This is a genomic window from Neisseria sp. 23W00296 (assembly GCF_044772855.1).
In the GTDB taxonomy this organism is placed as follows: Bacteria; Pseudomonadota; Gammaproteobacteria; order Burkholderiales; family Neisseriaceae; genus Neisseria.
Genome location: NZ_CP173024.1, coordinates 812,880 through 827,279, shown reverse-complemented (window position 1 = coordinate 827,279; position 14,400 = coordinate 812,880). Strand labels below are relative to the sequence as shown.

General features: G+C 60.8%; 11 protein-coding genes. All 11 read left to right on the top strand.

What is annotated here, in order from left to right; genetic code table 11:
- Nucleotides 1–17 precede the first annotated feature (17 nt).
- The 11 genes from ACG2K1_RS04220 (at nucleotide 18) to ACG2K1_RS04170 (ending at nucleotide 14,395) form a co-directional block, all read left to right on the top strand.
- Nucleotides 18–578, top strand: coding sequence for an XAC2610-related protein (locus ACG2K1_RS04220; RefSeq protein WP_395429371.1), 561 nt, complete (start codon nucleotides 18–20; stop codon nucleotides 576–578).
- 274 nt (nucleotides 579–852) lie between these two features.
- Nucleotides 853–2,208, top strand: a complete 1,356-nt coding sequence (locus ACG2K1_RS04215) for an aldehyde dehydrogenase family protein (protein ID WP_395429370.1) — start codon at nucleotides 853–855, stop codon at nucleotides 2,206–2,208.
- Between the two features lie 3 nt (nucleotides 2,209–2,211).
- Complete coding sequence (locus tag ACG2K1_RS04210; protein WP_009425818.1) at nucleotides 2,212–2,949, top strand: toxin-antitoxin system YwqK family antitoxin; 738 nt, start codon at nucleotides 2,212–2,214, stop codon at nucleotides 2,947–2,949.
- Nucleotides 2,950–3,260: 311 nt separating this feature from the next.
- Complete coding sequence (locus ACG2K1_RS04205) at nucleotides 3,261–3,971, top strand: TonB-dependent receptor plug domain-containing protein (RefSeq protein WP_009425816.1); 711 nt, start codon at nucleotides 3,261–3,263, stop codon at nucleotides 3,969–3,971.
- Nucleotides 3,971–5,800, top strand: coding sequence for a hypothetical protein (locus tag ACG2K1_RS04200; RefSeq protein WP_395429369.1), 1,830 nt, complete (start codon nucleotides 3,971–3,973; stop codon nucleotides 5,798–5,800). The genes ACG2K1_RS04205 and ACG2K1_RS04200 overlap by 1 nt, the downstream gene beginning before the upstream one ends.
- Nucleotides 5,801–6,014: 214 nt before the next feature.
- Nucleotides 6,015–7,832: a M16 family metallopeptidase gene (locus ACG2K1_RS04195; RefSeq protein WP_395429368.1), complete on the top strand. Its 1,818-nt coding sequence runs from the start codon at nucleotides 6,015–6,017 to the stop codon at nucleotides 7,830–7,832.
- Entirely contained in the window at nucleotides 7,727–8,791 is a 1,065-nt protein-coding gene (locus tag ACG2K1_RS04190) for a hypothetical protein (RefSeq protein WP_395429391.1), read from the top strand. Before ACG2K1_RS04195 ends, ACG2K1_RS04190 begins: the two co-directional genes overlap by 106 nt.
- Before the next feature lie 236 nt (nucleotides 8,792–9,027).
- The gene (gene modB / locus ACG2K1_RS04185; RefSeq protein ID WP_395429367.1) at nucleotides 9,028–9,705 is read left to right on the top strand and encodes a molybdate ABC transporter permease subunit; all 678 of its coding nucleotides are present in this window, start codon (nucleotides 9,028–9,030) and stop codon (nucleotides 9,703–9,705) included.
- A complete protein-coding gene (locus tag ACG2K1_RS04180; protein WP_395429366.1) occupies nucleotides 9,698–10,384 on the top strand; it encodes an ABC transporter ATP-binding protein in 687 nt (228 codons plus the stop codon). The genes modB and ACG2K1_RS04180 overlap by 8 nt, the downstream gene beginning before the upstream one ends.
- Nucleotides 10,385–10,591: 207 nt before the next feature.
- The gene (locus tag ACG2K1_RS04175) at nucleotides 10,592–12,802 is read left to right on the top strand and encodes a TonB-dependent siderophore receptor (protein WP_036495879.1); all 2,211 of its coding nucleotides are present in this window, start codon (nucleotides 10,592–10,594) and stop codon (nucleotides 12,800–12,802) included.
- 216 nt (nucleotides 12,803–13,018) lie between these two features.
- Nucleotides 13,019–14,395 carry a hypothetical protein gene (locus ACG2K1_RS04170; RefSeq protein WP_395429365.1) on the top strand — a complete coding sequence of 459 codons (1,377 nt, stop codon included), beginning with the start codon at nucleotides 13,019–13,021 and terminating at the stop codon, nucleotides 14,393–14,395.
- Nucleotides 14,396–14,400 lie beyond the last annotated feature (5 nt).

Below are 14,400 nucleotides of genomic sequence, written 5' to 3'. Positions count from 1 at the left end.
CATCGCGAAAGGACACTATGAAACATTTCATCCCCACCCTGCTCTTAGCCGCCGCCCTTCCGTCTTTCGCCGCCGACGCGCCTACCGACGACACTGTTGTCGAAACCCACGCCGTCGCCACGCCGGACAGCTTTCCCTTTACCGTCGAAGCGCAAATCCTGCCCGAAAACGGCTACCGGCTGAAAATCACCGACAAACAAACCGGCAAAGTGCAAATCACCTCCGAAAGCGTCGTTCCGTCTTCCGTCGGCGGTCTCAAACTGGCAGACGTAGCCGGCAAGCTGGCCGATGTCAGCACCGACTACAACGGCGACGGCCATCCCGATATCGCCGTGCCGATCAGCGGCGCCTACGGCAACACCGCCGACGAGCTGTATCTGTTCGACCCCGCCACGCGGCAGTTTAAACCCGTCCCCGACGGCAAAGGCTTCGCCTACGACGGCGATGTCAAAGTTATCCGCAAAGGCTGCGTGCGCGTCGAATACAAAAGCAGCATCATGGACTACAGCCAGGACGACTACTGCTGGAAAAACGGCGGCTGGGAAATGCTGCGCCTGAAAGACACCAAAGCGCACTAGGGTGTGTTGACAATCAGCCTTGCGGCGGTGTTTTTGTCAAAAAATACCCGCCTGCCGCGTCAAAAATCCTCGCAAGGTGTCCAACCTTGCTGCGTTTTTTTCCTTGCATTCGGGCATTTTTTACTCAAAAACCGTCCTGCAAGCTGAATGTCAACACACCCTAGCACGGCAAAGCCCGCCGCAAATAAGCAAACCGCCTTTCAGGCGGCCTGTTGCCGGACAACGAAGGCCGTCTGAAAAACACCGGACACACCACCGCACAACGGAGAACCCCTTGTTCCGCAGCACCCACATCCTCAGCGGCGAAACGCTTTACGAGCGTCCCGCGCAAAGCGCACAAGAATTTCAGACGGCCTTATCCGCCCTGAAAACGCGCCAAAGCGCCTTCGCCGCCCTTTCCGCCACCGAACGCTCCGCCGCCCTCGAAGCCTTCGGCGGCAGGCTCGAAGCAGAAAGCGGCCGCCTCGCCCGCATGATTTGCGAAGAAGTCGGCCGCTGCCTGCGCGAATGCGAAGCCGAACTGGCCAAATCCGTCGAACTCGTGCGCTACTACGCCCGCACCGCCCCCGAGCTGCTCGCCGCCAAAGCCGTACCGACGCAGGCTGCCGTCAGCGAAGTGCGCTTCGAGCCGCTGGGCGTGGTCTTTGCCGTGATGCCGTGGAACTACCCCGTCTGGCAGATACTGCGCTTTGCCGTGCCCGCCCTCTGCGCCGGCAACGCCTGCGCCGTCAAACCCGCCCCCAGCGTCGCCCGCGTCAGCGCCGCCCTGTTCGACTTGGTTTCAGACGGCCTTTCAGACGGCCTCCCCCTGATGCCCGCCTGGCTCAGCCATGCCGATGTAGAACAAGCCATTGCCGCCTGCGACGCCTTCGCCTTTACCGGCTCGGCCGACACCGGCCGCCGCCTCGCCGCCATTGCCGCAGGCCGTCTGAAAAAAAGCGTGCTCGAACTGGGCGGCAGCAACGCCTTTATCGTTTTGCCCGACGCCGACCTGGCGCAGGCCGCCCGCGACGCCTGCTACTCGCGTTTCCGCGACGCGGGACAATCGTGCAACGCCGCCAAACGCATCATCCTCGCCGACGAAATCGCCGAACCCTTCCTGCGCCTGTTCCTTGCCGAGTGCGCCAAACTGAAAACCGGCGATCCGCTCGACCCCGCCACCACCCTCGCCCCCATGCACCGCAGCGACCTGCGCGACAAAGTCCACGCCCAAGTGCGGGACACCGTGGCGCAGGGCGCGGAACTTTTATGCGGCGGACACATCCCTGCAGGCAGCGGCTTTTTCTACCCCGCCACCGTGCTCGATAATGTACCGCCGCACAGCCGCATGTGGCAGGAAGAAGTGTTCGGCCCCGCCGTTGCCGTCGTCCGCGCCCGCAACACCGCCCACGCCGCCGAGCTGGCCGACAACAGCCCCTACGGCCTGGGCGCCAGCATCTACACCGCCGACGAAGACGCCGCCCGCCGCCTGGCCGCATCGCTGCACACCGGCGCCGTCTACATCAACCGCCACACCAGCAGCGACCTGCGCCTGCCCTTCGGCGGCGTGAAAGCCTCAGGCTACGGCCGCGAACTCTCCGAGTTCGGCCTCTACGAATTTGTCAACGTCAAAACCTACTGGCAGAAATAAACCATGAACAAGAAAAACATCCTTACCTCAGCCGCCCTCCTCCTTGCCGCCGCCCCCGCATGGGCGGCACCGCAAACCGTCTACTTCAACCAGCAGGGACGCCCCACGGAAAAAACCGCCGCCGTCGCCTATGTGCGCGAATACACCGTGCAGGGCAAACATGCCAAAGTGCAGGATTTCTACTATCCCTCGCGCAAAAAATATTCCGACCCCTACCAAGCCCCCCTGTCGCAAATCAAACAGTTCGTCCCCCTGCTCGACAGCGGCGCGCTCACCCTCTGGCACTTCAACGGCCGCAAAAAAATGGACGCCCCCTACCAAAACGGCAAACCCGACGGCGTATGGACCAACTGGTACAACAACGGCAGCAAATCCGCCGTCATGCCCTATAAAAACGGCAAAACCGAAGGCGTCGGCGCGCGCTACTACCAAAACGGCCGCAAAGAAAGCGAAATCGAATTCCACGCCGACAAAGCCAACGGCAAATGGAAGCAGTGGTATCCCGACGGCAGCCCGAAAAGCGAAGTGCTGATGAAAGACGACGAGCCCGTCGAAATGGTGTCGTGGGACGCCAAAGGCCGCCTCACCGCCGAACTGAACTTCGCCGGCAAAAAACGCAGCGGCATCATGCTCGAATGGTATGAAAACGGCGCAAAAAAATCCGAATCCGTCTATCAGGACGACGAACTCGTCAGCCGCACCTCCTGGGACGAAAACGGCTTGGAAACCGACCGTTATTGAGCGGCAAGCCGCAAAAAGCCGTTTAAAGGCCGTCTGAAAACCCGAATCGGGCTTTCAGACGGCCTTTTTCAAGCCGCATTCGGAATCCGCCATTGCCAAAATGAGACGGTATTTGTTTTTCAATAATCTGTTTTCATTGATTATTTTTCAATCACGATTTATCCCTGCGACAAAAAACGGCAAAAAAACGTCCGCATCGGTAAATTTTTTAATACCAATTTTCATTTTCTGTAAAATCGCGCCTTCCGCGGCGACGTCCGCCCTTGTTTTTGCAAAAAAATCCCGCTTCCAAACATACCAAGGCAAACACCATGAAACCCAACACCGTCATGCTGGCCGTACTGTCGGCCTTCACAGCCCTGCCCGCCTTCTCCGCCGACGAAACCCCGCCCGCCGCGCAACAGGCCGAAGTGTCGGAAAACCTCGATACCGTCGTCGTACGCGGCGAAACCTACGCCAACCGCATGGGCACGCAGCGCATCCGCGAGAGTGAAATCGCCCGCCGCCCGAGCACCAACGGCAACCTCACCGAGCTTTTGCGTACCAATCCCAACGTGCGTTTTTCCAACAATTCCGGCAATTCCACATCGGGCGGCGAAATCCGTCCCGACGAAGTATCTTTCCACGGCGAAAAGTTTTACAACAATAATTTCACCATCGACGGCGTTTCCAACAACGACAACACCGACCCGGGCAACCAATACGATTCCGATACCAAAGTCGGCGGCCAGAATCCTTACGATTTGCCTGCCGGCAGTACACAGTCGTTTTGGGTGGACAGCAGCCTGGTGAAAACGCTGGAAGTGTTCGACAGCAACGTCTCGGCCAAATACGGCAATTTCACCGGCGGCCTGGTGAACGCCCGACTCAAAGACCCCAATACGCAAAAAAGCAGCGGCAAAGTCTTTTTCCGCACCACGCGCGACTCGTGGGCGCGTTTTCACATTCAAGACGGCAAGGAAGACGAGTTTTACGCAGGCTCACCGCCCAGCCCAAATACACCAAACGCCAATACGGCCTGATGCTCAACCAGCCGGTAAACGACAAAGCGGCGGTATTGTTTTCCTACAATCGCACCGAGTCCGACATTCCCTTTATGCACCGCACGCTGAACCACTGGAATGCCGCTACCAACACCATCACCGGCCCCTTTACCAGCAAGCAGGAGCGCAGCGCGGAAACCTGGCTTTTGCGCGGCAGCTACCGCGCCGACGACGGCAGCACATGGAAAGCCACGGCGATGTATTCGCCGCACAAGTCCAAATTCCTGCTGCCCAGCGTGAAAGACGGCAAATATTCCAATACCGGCGGCGGCGTGCGCTTTGATTTGGCATGGGATAAGGATTTAGGCCGTCTGAATATGGAATCGCAGATTGCCTACCGCAAAACGGCCAACGAAATCGAATACGGCTCGAATGTTTACCGCTCTTACCGTACCACCCGCAGCATAGATTGGATTTCCGCGTCCAAGGTCAATACATCCGGCAACGCTTGGGCGCATACCGGCGGCTACGGTGAATATTCCACCGAAAAAAGCACCCTGACCCTGAAACAGGATTACAGCCTGAAGCAGTTTTTCACCGGCGCATGGCGGCACCGTATCGGCTTTGGCTGGCAGGCAGATTTTGCCGATGCCAAATATAAGCGCGATCAAAATGCCTATGTTTACCAATACGCCGCAGCCGCAAACGTTGCCTGCAACGGCGATCCCGAATGTATCGACGGCGAGCAGTATGCCAACAACCGGAAGATTTATCCCGCCCGCAATGTCAAAGTCAACGACAGCACCTACAGCCTGTATCTTCAGGATAATATCTTCTGGAAACGCCTGAGCGTAAACGCCGGACTGCGTTTCGACCGTAATTCCTATCTGAAAAACAACAACCTTGCCCCGCGTTTTGCCGCTTCGTATGATGTGTTCGGCAATACTCAAACCCGTATTTTCGGCGGCGCCAACCGCTATTATTCCGCTTCGATGCTGGCCTACAAACTGCGCGAAGGCATTTCGGGACGTTTGGGCGCTACGCGCAGACTCAGCGGCAATACGCCCGGCGCATGGAGCAGCGATAAAGACGAATACGGCACGCTGGTGCGCTATACCGATGCCAAAGTCAAAACCCCATATAGCGACGAAATCGACTTAGGCGTTTCGCAAAAAATGTTCGGCTCGCTGTGGACGCTCAAATGGGTACACCGCAACGGCAAAGACCAGTTTACCCGCACCAAAGTCGCGCCCAACACTTACGCCCTGACTAACGAAGGCTGGAGCAAAAACGACACCTTCACGCTGGCCGTATCCCCGCTCAAGCCCTACAAATCCCACTACGCCGAAATCAACTGGAGCATCGGTTTCAACGTATCCAAAAGCAAAACCAACAACGGCAACACCTACGACGAGCTGAATACCGAACGCTACGTTTACAACGGTACGCTGCTGCCCGAGGGCGAAACGCCGCCGTCTGATTTCAACACGCCGTGGTCGGCCGTGGCATCGCTCAACACCTATTTCCCGAAAATCCGCCTGAATTGGGATCAGGTGTTGCGCGTCACCGGCAGCCGCAATTTCCGCTACACCAGCGGCTCTGTCGACTGTTCGAGTCCTTCCAACCGCGCGCTTTGCGGCAGCTACACCGGCCAAGCCCCCGTTTTGCACGACGACGGCCGCATCTCGCGCGATGTCGTGCTCGACTGGCGTTTCGCCTACAAACAGCCCATTCGCGGCACGCAGGCATTGGAAGTTACCCTCGATGTCAACAACGTGCTCGACCGCGTTACATTCAGCAGCAGGGGCAGCAGCCGCACCTACAAAATGGGGCGCAACTACTGGCTGGGCGTAAGCTACAACTGGTAACGCTTTACCCCGTTTCCCTTTCAGACGGCCTTGAGCTTAGGCCGTCTGAAACCCTGTCGCGGCGCGTTAAACCCATGTGCGTGTGTTTGACGCTTGTCCGACCGAACCCGATAATCCGCCTTTTTTCAGACGGCCTTCAACAAATACCGAGGCCGTCTGAATCCGTTTTCACCTTTCCCGCGCCGCAGGCCGGCCGCAACGAAACCTTATCCTTATGAACCCGTTTTCTCCCCGAATATTGGCGGCCGCCATCGTTATTGCCGCCGCCCCCTTTGCCCTTGCCGCCAACACCTACCACAGCGGCAGCCTGAAAAACGGCCTGCGCTACCATGTTTTAACCGTGCCCTCCGAACCCGGCCGCATTGATGTGCGTTTGCAGATGGAAGCGGGAGCGAGCGATGAAAACGGCACCAGCGAAATCGGCGTGGTGCATATGGTCGAACATATGGTGTTCCGCAGCGCGCCCGGCTTTCCCGACGGCGTGGGCGACACGCTGGCCGCACGCGGTTTCAAACGCGGCGCGCACTTTAATGCCGTAACCAACTACGAGCGCACGCTGTATATGTTCAGCCCGCCCAAAGGGCGCGAATCTTTGGAAGAAACTTTGGCCGCGCTGGCGGCAATGGTGTCGCCGCACGATTTTTCCGCCGCCGACTGGCAAAAAGAGCAGCAGGTCGTCATGGCCGAATGGCGCAACGGGCAGGGCGTGGCCGAGCGCATGAACCGCAAGCGCACCGACCTTATCCGCAGCGGCAGCCGTCAGGCGCGTTACGCCATCATCGGCACGAGCGGGAGCATCATGAACACGCCGGTGGCGGTGTTGCAGGATTTCCACCGCCGCTGGTATGTGCCCAACAATATGCAGCTGATGATTTCCGGCGACATCAAGCCGGCCGAAGCCGCCAAGTTGGCCGAACGCTATTTCGGCAGCCTGAAAGCCGCGCCGCTGTCCGACCGTGGCGGCCGTTATTACGAGCCTGAGCTGCAAAGCGGCTGGCACGTGGGCCAGTTGCAAGACAAAGACAGTGGCGGCAGCCAGGCCGCGCTGGTGTTCCGCCTCGGCGATGCCGCCAGCCGCAACCATCAAAGCTCGCAAGGCACGCGCGAGCGCTTAATCGACCGCTTTGCCGCCCGCATCCTTACCGACCGCCTGCGCGCCCAGCAAAGCGCCCTGCCCAAAGCCGTATCGAATGTGTCGCTGCGCAAGGCCGACATCGGCCGCCACACCACCGCCGTCGGCCTGTTTGCCGCCGTTGCGCCCGACGGCCACGCCGAGGGCATCAGCCAATTGTTGAAACTGCGCGAACAAATCCTGCGCGAGCCGGTAACGCAGGCGGAGTTTGCCGCCTACCGCCGCACGCTGGAAAAAACGCTGGCCGAACAGCGGCGCAAAACCACCTTGCCCGAGCCGTTTGGCGATGCGCTGCAAAGCGTGAGCGAAGCCGCGTTTGCCGGCAAACCCGTGCGCACGAGCGCGCAAAGCGCCGCCATCGTCGCCCCCGTGTTGAACACGCTTACGCCGCAGGACATCAGCCGCCGCATCGAACGCTGGCTCAACGCCGGCGACAAACTGGTGCAGCTGCAAGCCCCCGGCCTGACGCCGCTGGCGCTGCCCGCTGCGGAGAACATCGCCGCCGAAGCAGGCCGTCTGAAAACCGCGCCGCTGCCCAAACTCGCGGCCAAAGCCGCCGCATCCACAGGGCAGTTTGCCGATGCGGGCGGGCAGGGCGAAATCAGCCGCGAAAGCCGCGAAAGCCGCGAAGCCGATTTGCAACTCACCCGCTGGACGCTGGGCAACGGCGACAAAGTGCTGGTGCTGCAACACCCCTCGGCGGGCGGCAAAATCCATTTTCGCAGCATCAGCGGCGCCGGTTATCTCAGCGGCGGCCTAAACCCCTGGCAGGCGCAGCTGGCCGCGCAGGTGGTGTGGCAGTCTGCCCCGCAGGGCTGGGACAACGCGGGTCTCAACCGCTGGAAGCAGCAGCACAAAATCGCCCTCAGCCACAATTTTCAGACGGCCTCTGCCCGCTAGAAGGCAGCGCGCCGCACGGCGAAGCCGCCCGTCTGTTGCAGCTTTACCGCGCCTACCACACCACGCCGCAGGTGGGCGCAGATTTCCGCGACTCGGTGATGGCGATGATTCGCCAAATTCCGATGCGGGCTGCGTCCGAGCGCACCGCCGCTGCCGAAGCCGCCACCCGCCTGCGCTACGGCCGCGCCGCGTTTGAATTGCCCAATCAGGCAGAGCTTGAAGCTGTCGATGAAAACCTGTTGCTCGACCAATGGCAGCGCAGTGCCGCCGCTCCCGCCACCCACTATATCCTCACCGACCGCCCCGCCGCCGAACTCAAGCCGCTGGTGCGCCGCTATCTCGCCGACATCCCGCGCCGCGCCGCCGCGCCCGCACAATCCCGTCAGCCGCTATCAGGCGCCGCCGCCGAACACCGCGCCATCGGCGGCGAAGCCCGCAGCGACGTATCCGCCTGGTCGTTTGCCGAAAGCACCTGGCAGCCTGAAACCGCCGCCCACATTGCCATGCTGCAAGACTTGGCCGCAGGCCGTCTGAAAACCGAGTTGCGCGACAAAGCGCTGGGCGTGTACAGCCTCAAATTCACTTCCACGCTCAACGGCGACAGCGGCCGCGTCGAAAGCGAACTGCGTTTCAGCAGCAGCCCCGAGCGCGCCGACGATTTGTGGCGGCTGGCCGAAACCACCCTGCAGGCTTTCCCCGACAGCATCAGCGACGCGCAGGCCGCCGCGCTCAAACAACGCTTTGCCGAACAAGAAACCCGCCGCCTGCAAAGTCCCGACACCTACATCAACCGCCTCATCCTCAGCGAGCAGCACTACGGCGACGTCCGCTACCTGCGCAGCATGGACAAACTGGCCGGCAGCTTCACCGCCGAAAACCTGCGCCGCAGCGCCCGCCTGATGTGGCAGCCTGAAAACTGCCGCGTATTGGTGGTTGATCCGAAAGAGCAGGGGAGATAGGCCGTCTGAAACCGCAGCCCCGCCGCGTTTTTGGCTCCCTCTCCTGCGCCTCAAGCGCGGGGGAGGGTTGGGGAGGGGGGGCAGTTCGCAGAACTGCTTTTACGCCGAAGTCCTGTAAAAGTTGCCGCAGCGGCGCAAGCCCCCACCCTAGCCCTTCCCCGCAAGTGGGAGAGGGAATAAGGTTTCAGACGGCCTGCAAAGCAGTCTGAACAATCCAAACTAACCGCACTCCAACCATGTCCTCATTCCAAGACACCTTCCCCGCACTGTTTCTCTCGCTCAAAGTCGCCGGTTTTGCCACGCTGCTGAATCTGGTGCTCGGCATCGCCGTAAGCTGGATACTCGCGCGCAAACGCTTTATCGGCCGCAATTTTCTCGACACTGTGCTCACGCTGCCGATGGTGCTGCCGCCCACCGTGATGGGCTACTACCTGCTGGTGCTGTTCGGCCGCAACGGCACGCTCGGCCAATGGCTGCAACAGCATTTCGGCTTCAGCCTGATATTCACCTGGCAGGGCGCAGTGGTCGCCGCGATGGCCGTTACCTTTCCGCTGGTGCTCAAGCCCGCCCGCGCCGCTTTTGAAGAAGTCAGCCTGCAGCTCGAACAGGCCGCCCGCGTGCTCGGATTGTCGGAGCGCGCCGTGTTTATGCGCGTTACCCTGCCGCTGGCTTGGCGCGGCATCCTTTCCGGCCTCTTACTCACCTTTGCCCGCGCGCTGGGCGAATTTGGCGCCACACTGATGATTGCCGGCAGCATCCCCGGCCAAACCCAAACCCTGTCCATCGCCGTCTATGAAGCTGTGCAGGCGGGCAACGACGACTTGGCCAACCGCCTTGTTTTGCTGATTTCCGCCGTCTGCATTGCCGTATTGTGGAGCGTAACCCGTTTGAACGGAGACAAAAAAAATGGCTGACCTCACTTTCGATTTCGCCTTTCAGACGACCTTAAACCACGGCAGCCACACCTTCACTCTCGACGTATCCTGCCAAACCGCCGCCCGCCGCCTCGCCATCCTCGGCCCCTCCGGCTCGGGCAAAAGCCTCACGCTCCAGCTTTTGGCCGGCCTGTTGCGCCCGCAAAGCGGCCATGTACGCATCGGCGGCCAAAGCTACGGCGACACCGCGCAAAACCTGTGGCTGCCGCCGCAAGAGCGCAGCGCCGGGCTGTTGTTTCAAGACTACGCCCTGTTTCCGCACCTTACCGTCGCCCAAAACATCGCCTTCGGCCTGCACCGCGGCCTGCGCACCCCAAGCCGCCGCCGCGCCCGCGCCGAAGCCGCCCCGTGGCTGGAAAAAATGCAACTTGCCGCCATCGCCGACCACTACCCGCGCCAAATCTCCGGCGGCCAGCGCCAGCGCACCGCACTCGCCCGCACCTGCGCCGTGCGCCCCGACTGGCTCCTGCTCGACGAACCCTTCTCCGCCCTCGACACCCGCCTGCGCGCCCAAATGCGCGACAACATGGCCGCCCTCCAGCGCAAACTCGGCATCCCCCTGCTGCTCATCACCCACGACCCCGAAGACGCCGAAGCTCTCGCCGACGAAACCGCCGTTATCGACAACGGATATTTGCGGCACGGGGTTTTGCCATGATTTGAAGAAACCGAAAGCCGAAAAGGCCGTCTGAAAAATTTTCAGACGGCCTTTTCATTCTCTGTCGGCAAGCCCCAGACCAAATCCGCAACAATTCCGGTTAAGCTTTGTAAGTAAGCCCATGCTTTGTTTTAAGTTAAGGCCGTCTGAAAGATAATGCGCGCCGCTATCATTTTATTCTGCCGTATCAACCAAGAAAGACAAAATATGAAAACAAATCAGAGATTAGCCGTTTTGCCGCTGATGGTGGCGGCGGCTTTGGCCTGTGCCGACGACAATGCGGTGCAGGAACAGGAATCGGGCGGTTTGCAAGAAGTGACCGTGCGCGCCGATGCCAAGCGAGTCCGTGCCGCCAAGTCCTACTCCATCGCCAGCGACGGCGATTTGCGCGACCGCGTGAATTTGGGTCTGCTCGGCCGCGCCAATGCGTTTACCGCGCCGATTACCGTTGTCAACTACGATGAAAAAGTATTGGAAAACAATGCCTCCCGCACGCTGGTGGACACCATTGCCAAAACCGACGCATCAGTGATGCAGTTCGGCGGCGAAAGCAACACGCTGCAAGGGCTGTATGTGCGCGGTTTGCAGCTTGACGCCAAACAGTTCAGCATCAACGGCCTGCCCGGCCTCTATTCCTACTGGCATACTCCCACCGCCAACGTGGCCTCCGCGCAACTGATTAAAGGCGCGTCCAGCTCCACCACCGGCATGGATCCCGAGGGCGCGACCGGTTCTTCCGTCAACATCGAAACCAAAAAAGCGTCCGACGAGGGCAACCGCAAAATCGGCTTGGGCTGGTTCGGCAAAAGCCGCCCGCAGGCTTCATTTGATTTCGGACAGCGTTTCGGCGCGAATAAAGAATGGGGCGTACGCTTTGCCGGCAAATACCGCCACGGCAACACCCCGCGCCACGGCTATAAGGAAGACAACCAGGAATTCGGCCTGAACGCCGACTATCGCGGCGAAAAACTGCGCGTGGCCTACGACTTTATGTACAACCACCGCAACACCGAAGGCAGCCGCGCACGCTTCCAAGACATACAAAACTACGGCTTCGCCTTCCCCAAAGCACCCGACGGCAAAATCAATCTGGTGCCGAGCTGGCAGGAGCAGACCACCCGCACCGTTACCAACATGGCCACCTTCGAGTACGACACCGACTGGAACATGCAGCTCTCCGGCGGTATCGGCTATATGGAATCGAAATACGAAGGCGGCTTCACCCAGCTTCGGATGGTCAACCCGGCCACAGGCCAATACTCCGCAGCCGCCGCCACACCGTGGGACATCCGCTCGCGCACCACCAGCGGCACGCTCAAAGCACGCGGCGAATTCGACACCGGCCCCGTCGTACACAACTGGGCAGCCTCGTTCGACTATGTTTCCCGTTCGCGCGACCACAAAAGCGGCCCGCTCAACTACGGCGACCCATTGCGCGGCCATACAATTTACGCGCCCGATTTCTCCGGCCTCACCCCGCGCATCTCATCCGCCACCCGCCAAACCGTCGATATGAAGCAGACCACCCCGAGTATCGCCGTTTCCGACACTTTGGGCTTCAACAACAACACCATCCGCCTCACCCTCGGCGGACGCTACCAGTGGGTGAAACAGAACGACTACCGCACAGGCGACAAAAACAGCAAAAAACGCTTCGGCCCGATGCTGGCCGCCTCGTGGGTGCCCTCGCCGGATTTCGTGGTGTACGGCAACTACATGGAAGACCTCGAACCCGGCGAAGTGGACGAAGAGGGCAATGCTTCCAAACCCCGCGTCAGCAAACAAATCGAACTGGGCGTGCGCAAAAACTGGGGCGACATCGTCACCTCTGCGAACATCTACCAAATCACCCGCCCGGGCTACTGGCGCGGCAACACCACACGCAACACCGACTATGCCCGTCTCAAAGCCGCAGGCTTGGCAATGGCCGGCCAGGAACAAGGCAAAGAACGCTATCGCGGCTTGGAACTGAATGCCTATGCCAATCTGCTGAACAAAACCCTGCGCCCGAGTATCGGCATGAGCTTCATCCGCTCCGACCTGATCGATTTTCCCAAATGGGACGACATGCTTGTCGCGCGCGGCCATCAGGTAACCAGCCCCAAATTCATCGCCAAAGCAGGCGTGGAATGGGATACGCCGTTTGCCAAGGGGCTGACGCTCAACGCCAACGTCCAGCACTACGGCAAGTCGTATCAGGATGCAGAACGGAAATACCAACTGCCCTCCTACACACTGGTTGACGTCGGCGCGCGCTATAAAACCAAATTCGGCGGCAACACACTCACCGTCGGCACGGCAGTGGAAAACCTGTTCAACAAAAACTACTGGCAAATCCAGCGAGGCCGCTTCGACCGCAGCTTCGCCGTCGTCGGCATGCCGCGCACCTACTGGCTGAAAGCCGAATTGGAGTTCTAAGAGCTCCGTCCGCAGAGCGCAAGAGGCCGTCTGAAAACCCGAAAACGGATTTTCAGACGGCCTTTTCCTATACAGCGGCCTGCCCGCAACCCTTTCGGAAACGCCACTCCCGCGTCGGCGGAACGGTCTCACGCCGCGAAATGAAAAAAACGGTAAAGGCCGCGTTCTGCGCTACAATGCCGCCTGTCCATTTTCGTTTTCAGACGGCCTTTGACGATGAAAAAACTCTTCTTTTCCCTGCTGCTTCTGACCGTTGCCGCCGCCGTCCTGCTGTATGCCGTGCCACAGCACCTCATCCGACAGGAAACCGCCGCCGCGCAGGCGGATTTGGCTCTGCTTGCGGCAGCGCCCGAAACGCAGGGGAAAAACGGCATCGACGCCCTGTGGCTGCTGGCCTACCAAACCGAAAACGACGCCGAACGCACCGCCCTGATGAAAGAACACGGCGCGGCGGTGCAGAAACACGAAGCCGTCCCCGCCCTGTCCGGCCGCGCCCTGCCCCAACCCGAAAACGGCGAACTCAAATGCGGCAACAGCGGCCGCGAATGCCTGGCCGCCGTGCGCGAGAACACGGCGCAATGCCGCGAAGCCGTGCGCAAATACGCCGCCCTGATCGGCAACATCGGCCGCCTGTCCGACTACGACACTTTCGCCCAACGCGGCTGGCCGAACGACGAAGACAATTTGAGCACACTCCCCCTGCCGCCGATGCAGCACCTCTTTTACACCGCGCCCGCCGCCGCCCTCGACTGGACGCAAGGCCGCAACGGCGAAGCACTCGCCCAAACCTGCCGCGGCATCCGCACCGGCCGCGCCCTGCTCACAGGCCGCCCCGGCCTGCTGTTCCCGATGATAGGCGCTGCCCTGATCCGCCAAAACACCGGCCTGGCTGCCGCCATGCTGGCAGAACAGCCCGATTGGGCAAACCGTCTGCCGCAGGAATGCGGCGGCGTGTTCGCCGTGCTCGACGCGCAGGAGCAGAGTATCTGCCCCGCCGTGCGCGACGAATTCCGCTCCCTCGCCAATCTTTACCGCCTAATGGAAAAATCGCCGATGTCGGCTTCCCTGTCCGCCGCAGCCAATCTGGCTGAAACCGATTTGGCCGACGACGGCGGACACGGCGCCTTTTTGAAAAACCTGATGATGGTGCCGACGCTCAACGCCGCGCACGCCGCCGCCCGCAGCTCGGACTACTACGCGCCCGCCTGCCGCCCCGCTGCCGCCGATATTTTGGCGCAGGATCGGGCATTGGCATGGCCTGCGCCGACACACGGCGGCATCAAAGAAAAATGGGCGTGTCTGGCCGACGCGCAGGGCTGCGTCCTCGCCGACATCGGCACGCCCGACTTTTCGACCTACGCCCGCCGCATGCAGGACACCGCCATGCAGCAACGCGCCTTCCAAGCCGCCCTCGCCCTCCACCGCCTGCCTGCCGAACGCCGCCGCGCCGCGCTGGCCGAAACGCTGGCCGCGCATTCCACCCCGTCGCGCAAACTTGTCTGGCAGGAAGACACGCAGAGCATCGGCTTCGAGCGCTACGAGAAACGCACAAACGGCATCGCGGCGGAAGACATTCCCGTTGCCATCAAATAGGGGCT

Bases quoted from the DNA above. Each gene is read 5' to 3' on its own strand.
- ACG2K1_RS04205 (WP_009425816.1), top strand. From the start codon at position 3,261: ATGAAACCCAACACCGTCATGCTGGCCGTACTGTCGGCCTTCACAGCC.
- modB (WP_395429367.1), top strand. From the start codon at position 9,028: ATGTCCTCATTCCAAGACACCTTCCCCGCACTGTTTCTCTCGCTCAAA.
- ACG2K1_RS04180 (WP_395429366.1), top strand. From the start codon at position 9,698: ATGGCTGACCTCACTTTCGATTTCGCCTTTCAGACGACCTTAAACCAC.
- ACG2K1_RS04175 (WP_036495879.1), top strand. From the start codon at position 10,592: ATGAAAACAAATCAGAGATTAGCCGTTTTGCCGCTGATGGTGGCGGCG.
- ACG2K1_RS04210 (WP_009425818.1), top strand. From the start codon at position 2,212: ATGAACAAGAAAAACATCCTTACCTCAGCCGCCCTCCTCCTTGCCGCC.
- ACG2K1_RS04170 (WP_395429365.1), top strand. From the start codon at position 13,019: ATGAAAAAACTCTTCTTTTCCCTGCTGCTTCTGACCGTTGCCGCCGCC.
- ACG2K1_RS04195 (WP_395429368.1), top strand. From the start codon at position 6,015: ATGAACCCGTTTTCTCCCCGAATATTGGCGGCCGCCATCGTTATTGCC.
- ACG2K1_RS04220 (WP_395429371.1), top strand. From the start codon at position 18: ATGAAACATTTCATCCCCACCCTGCTCTTAGCCGCCGCCCTTCCGTCT.
- ACG2K1_RS04200 (WP_395429369.1), top strand. From the start codon at position 3,971: ATGCTCAACCAGCCGGTAAACGACAAAGCGGCGGTATTGTTTTCCTAC.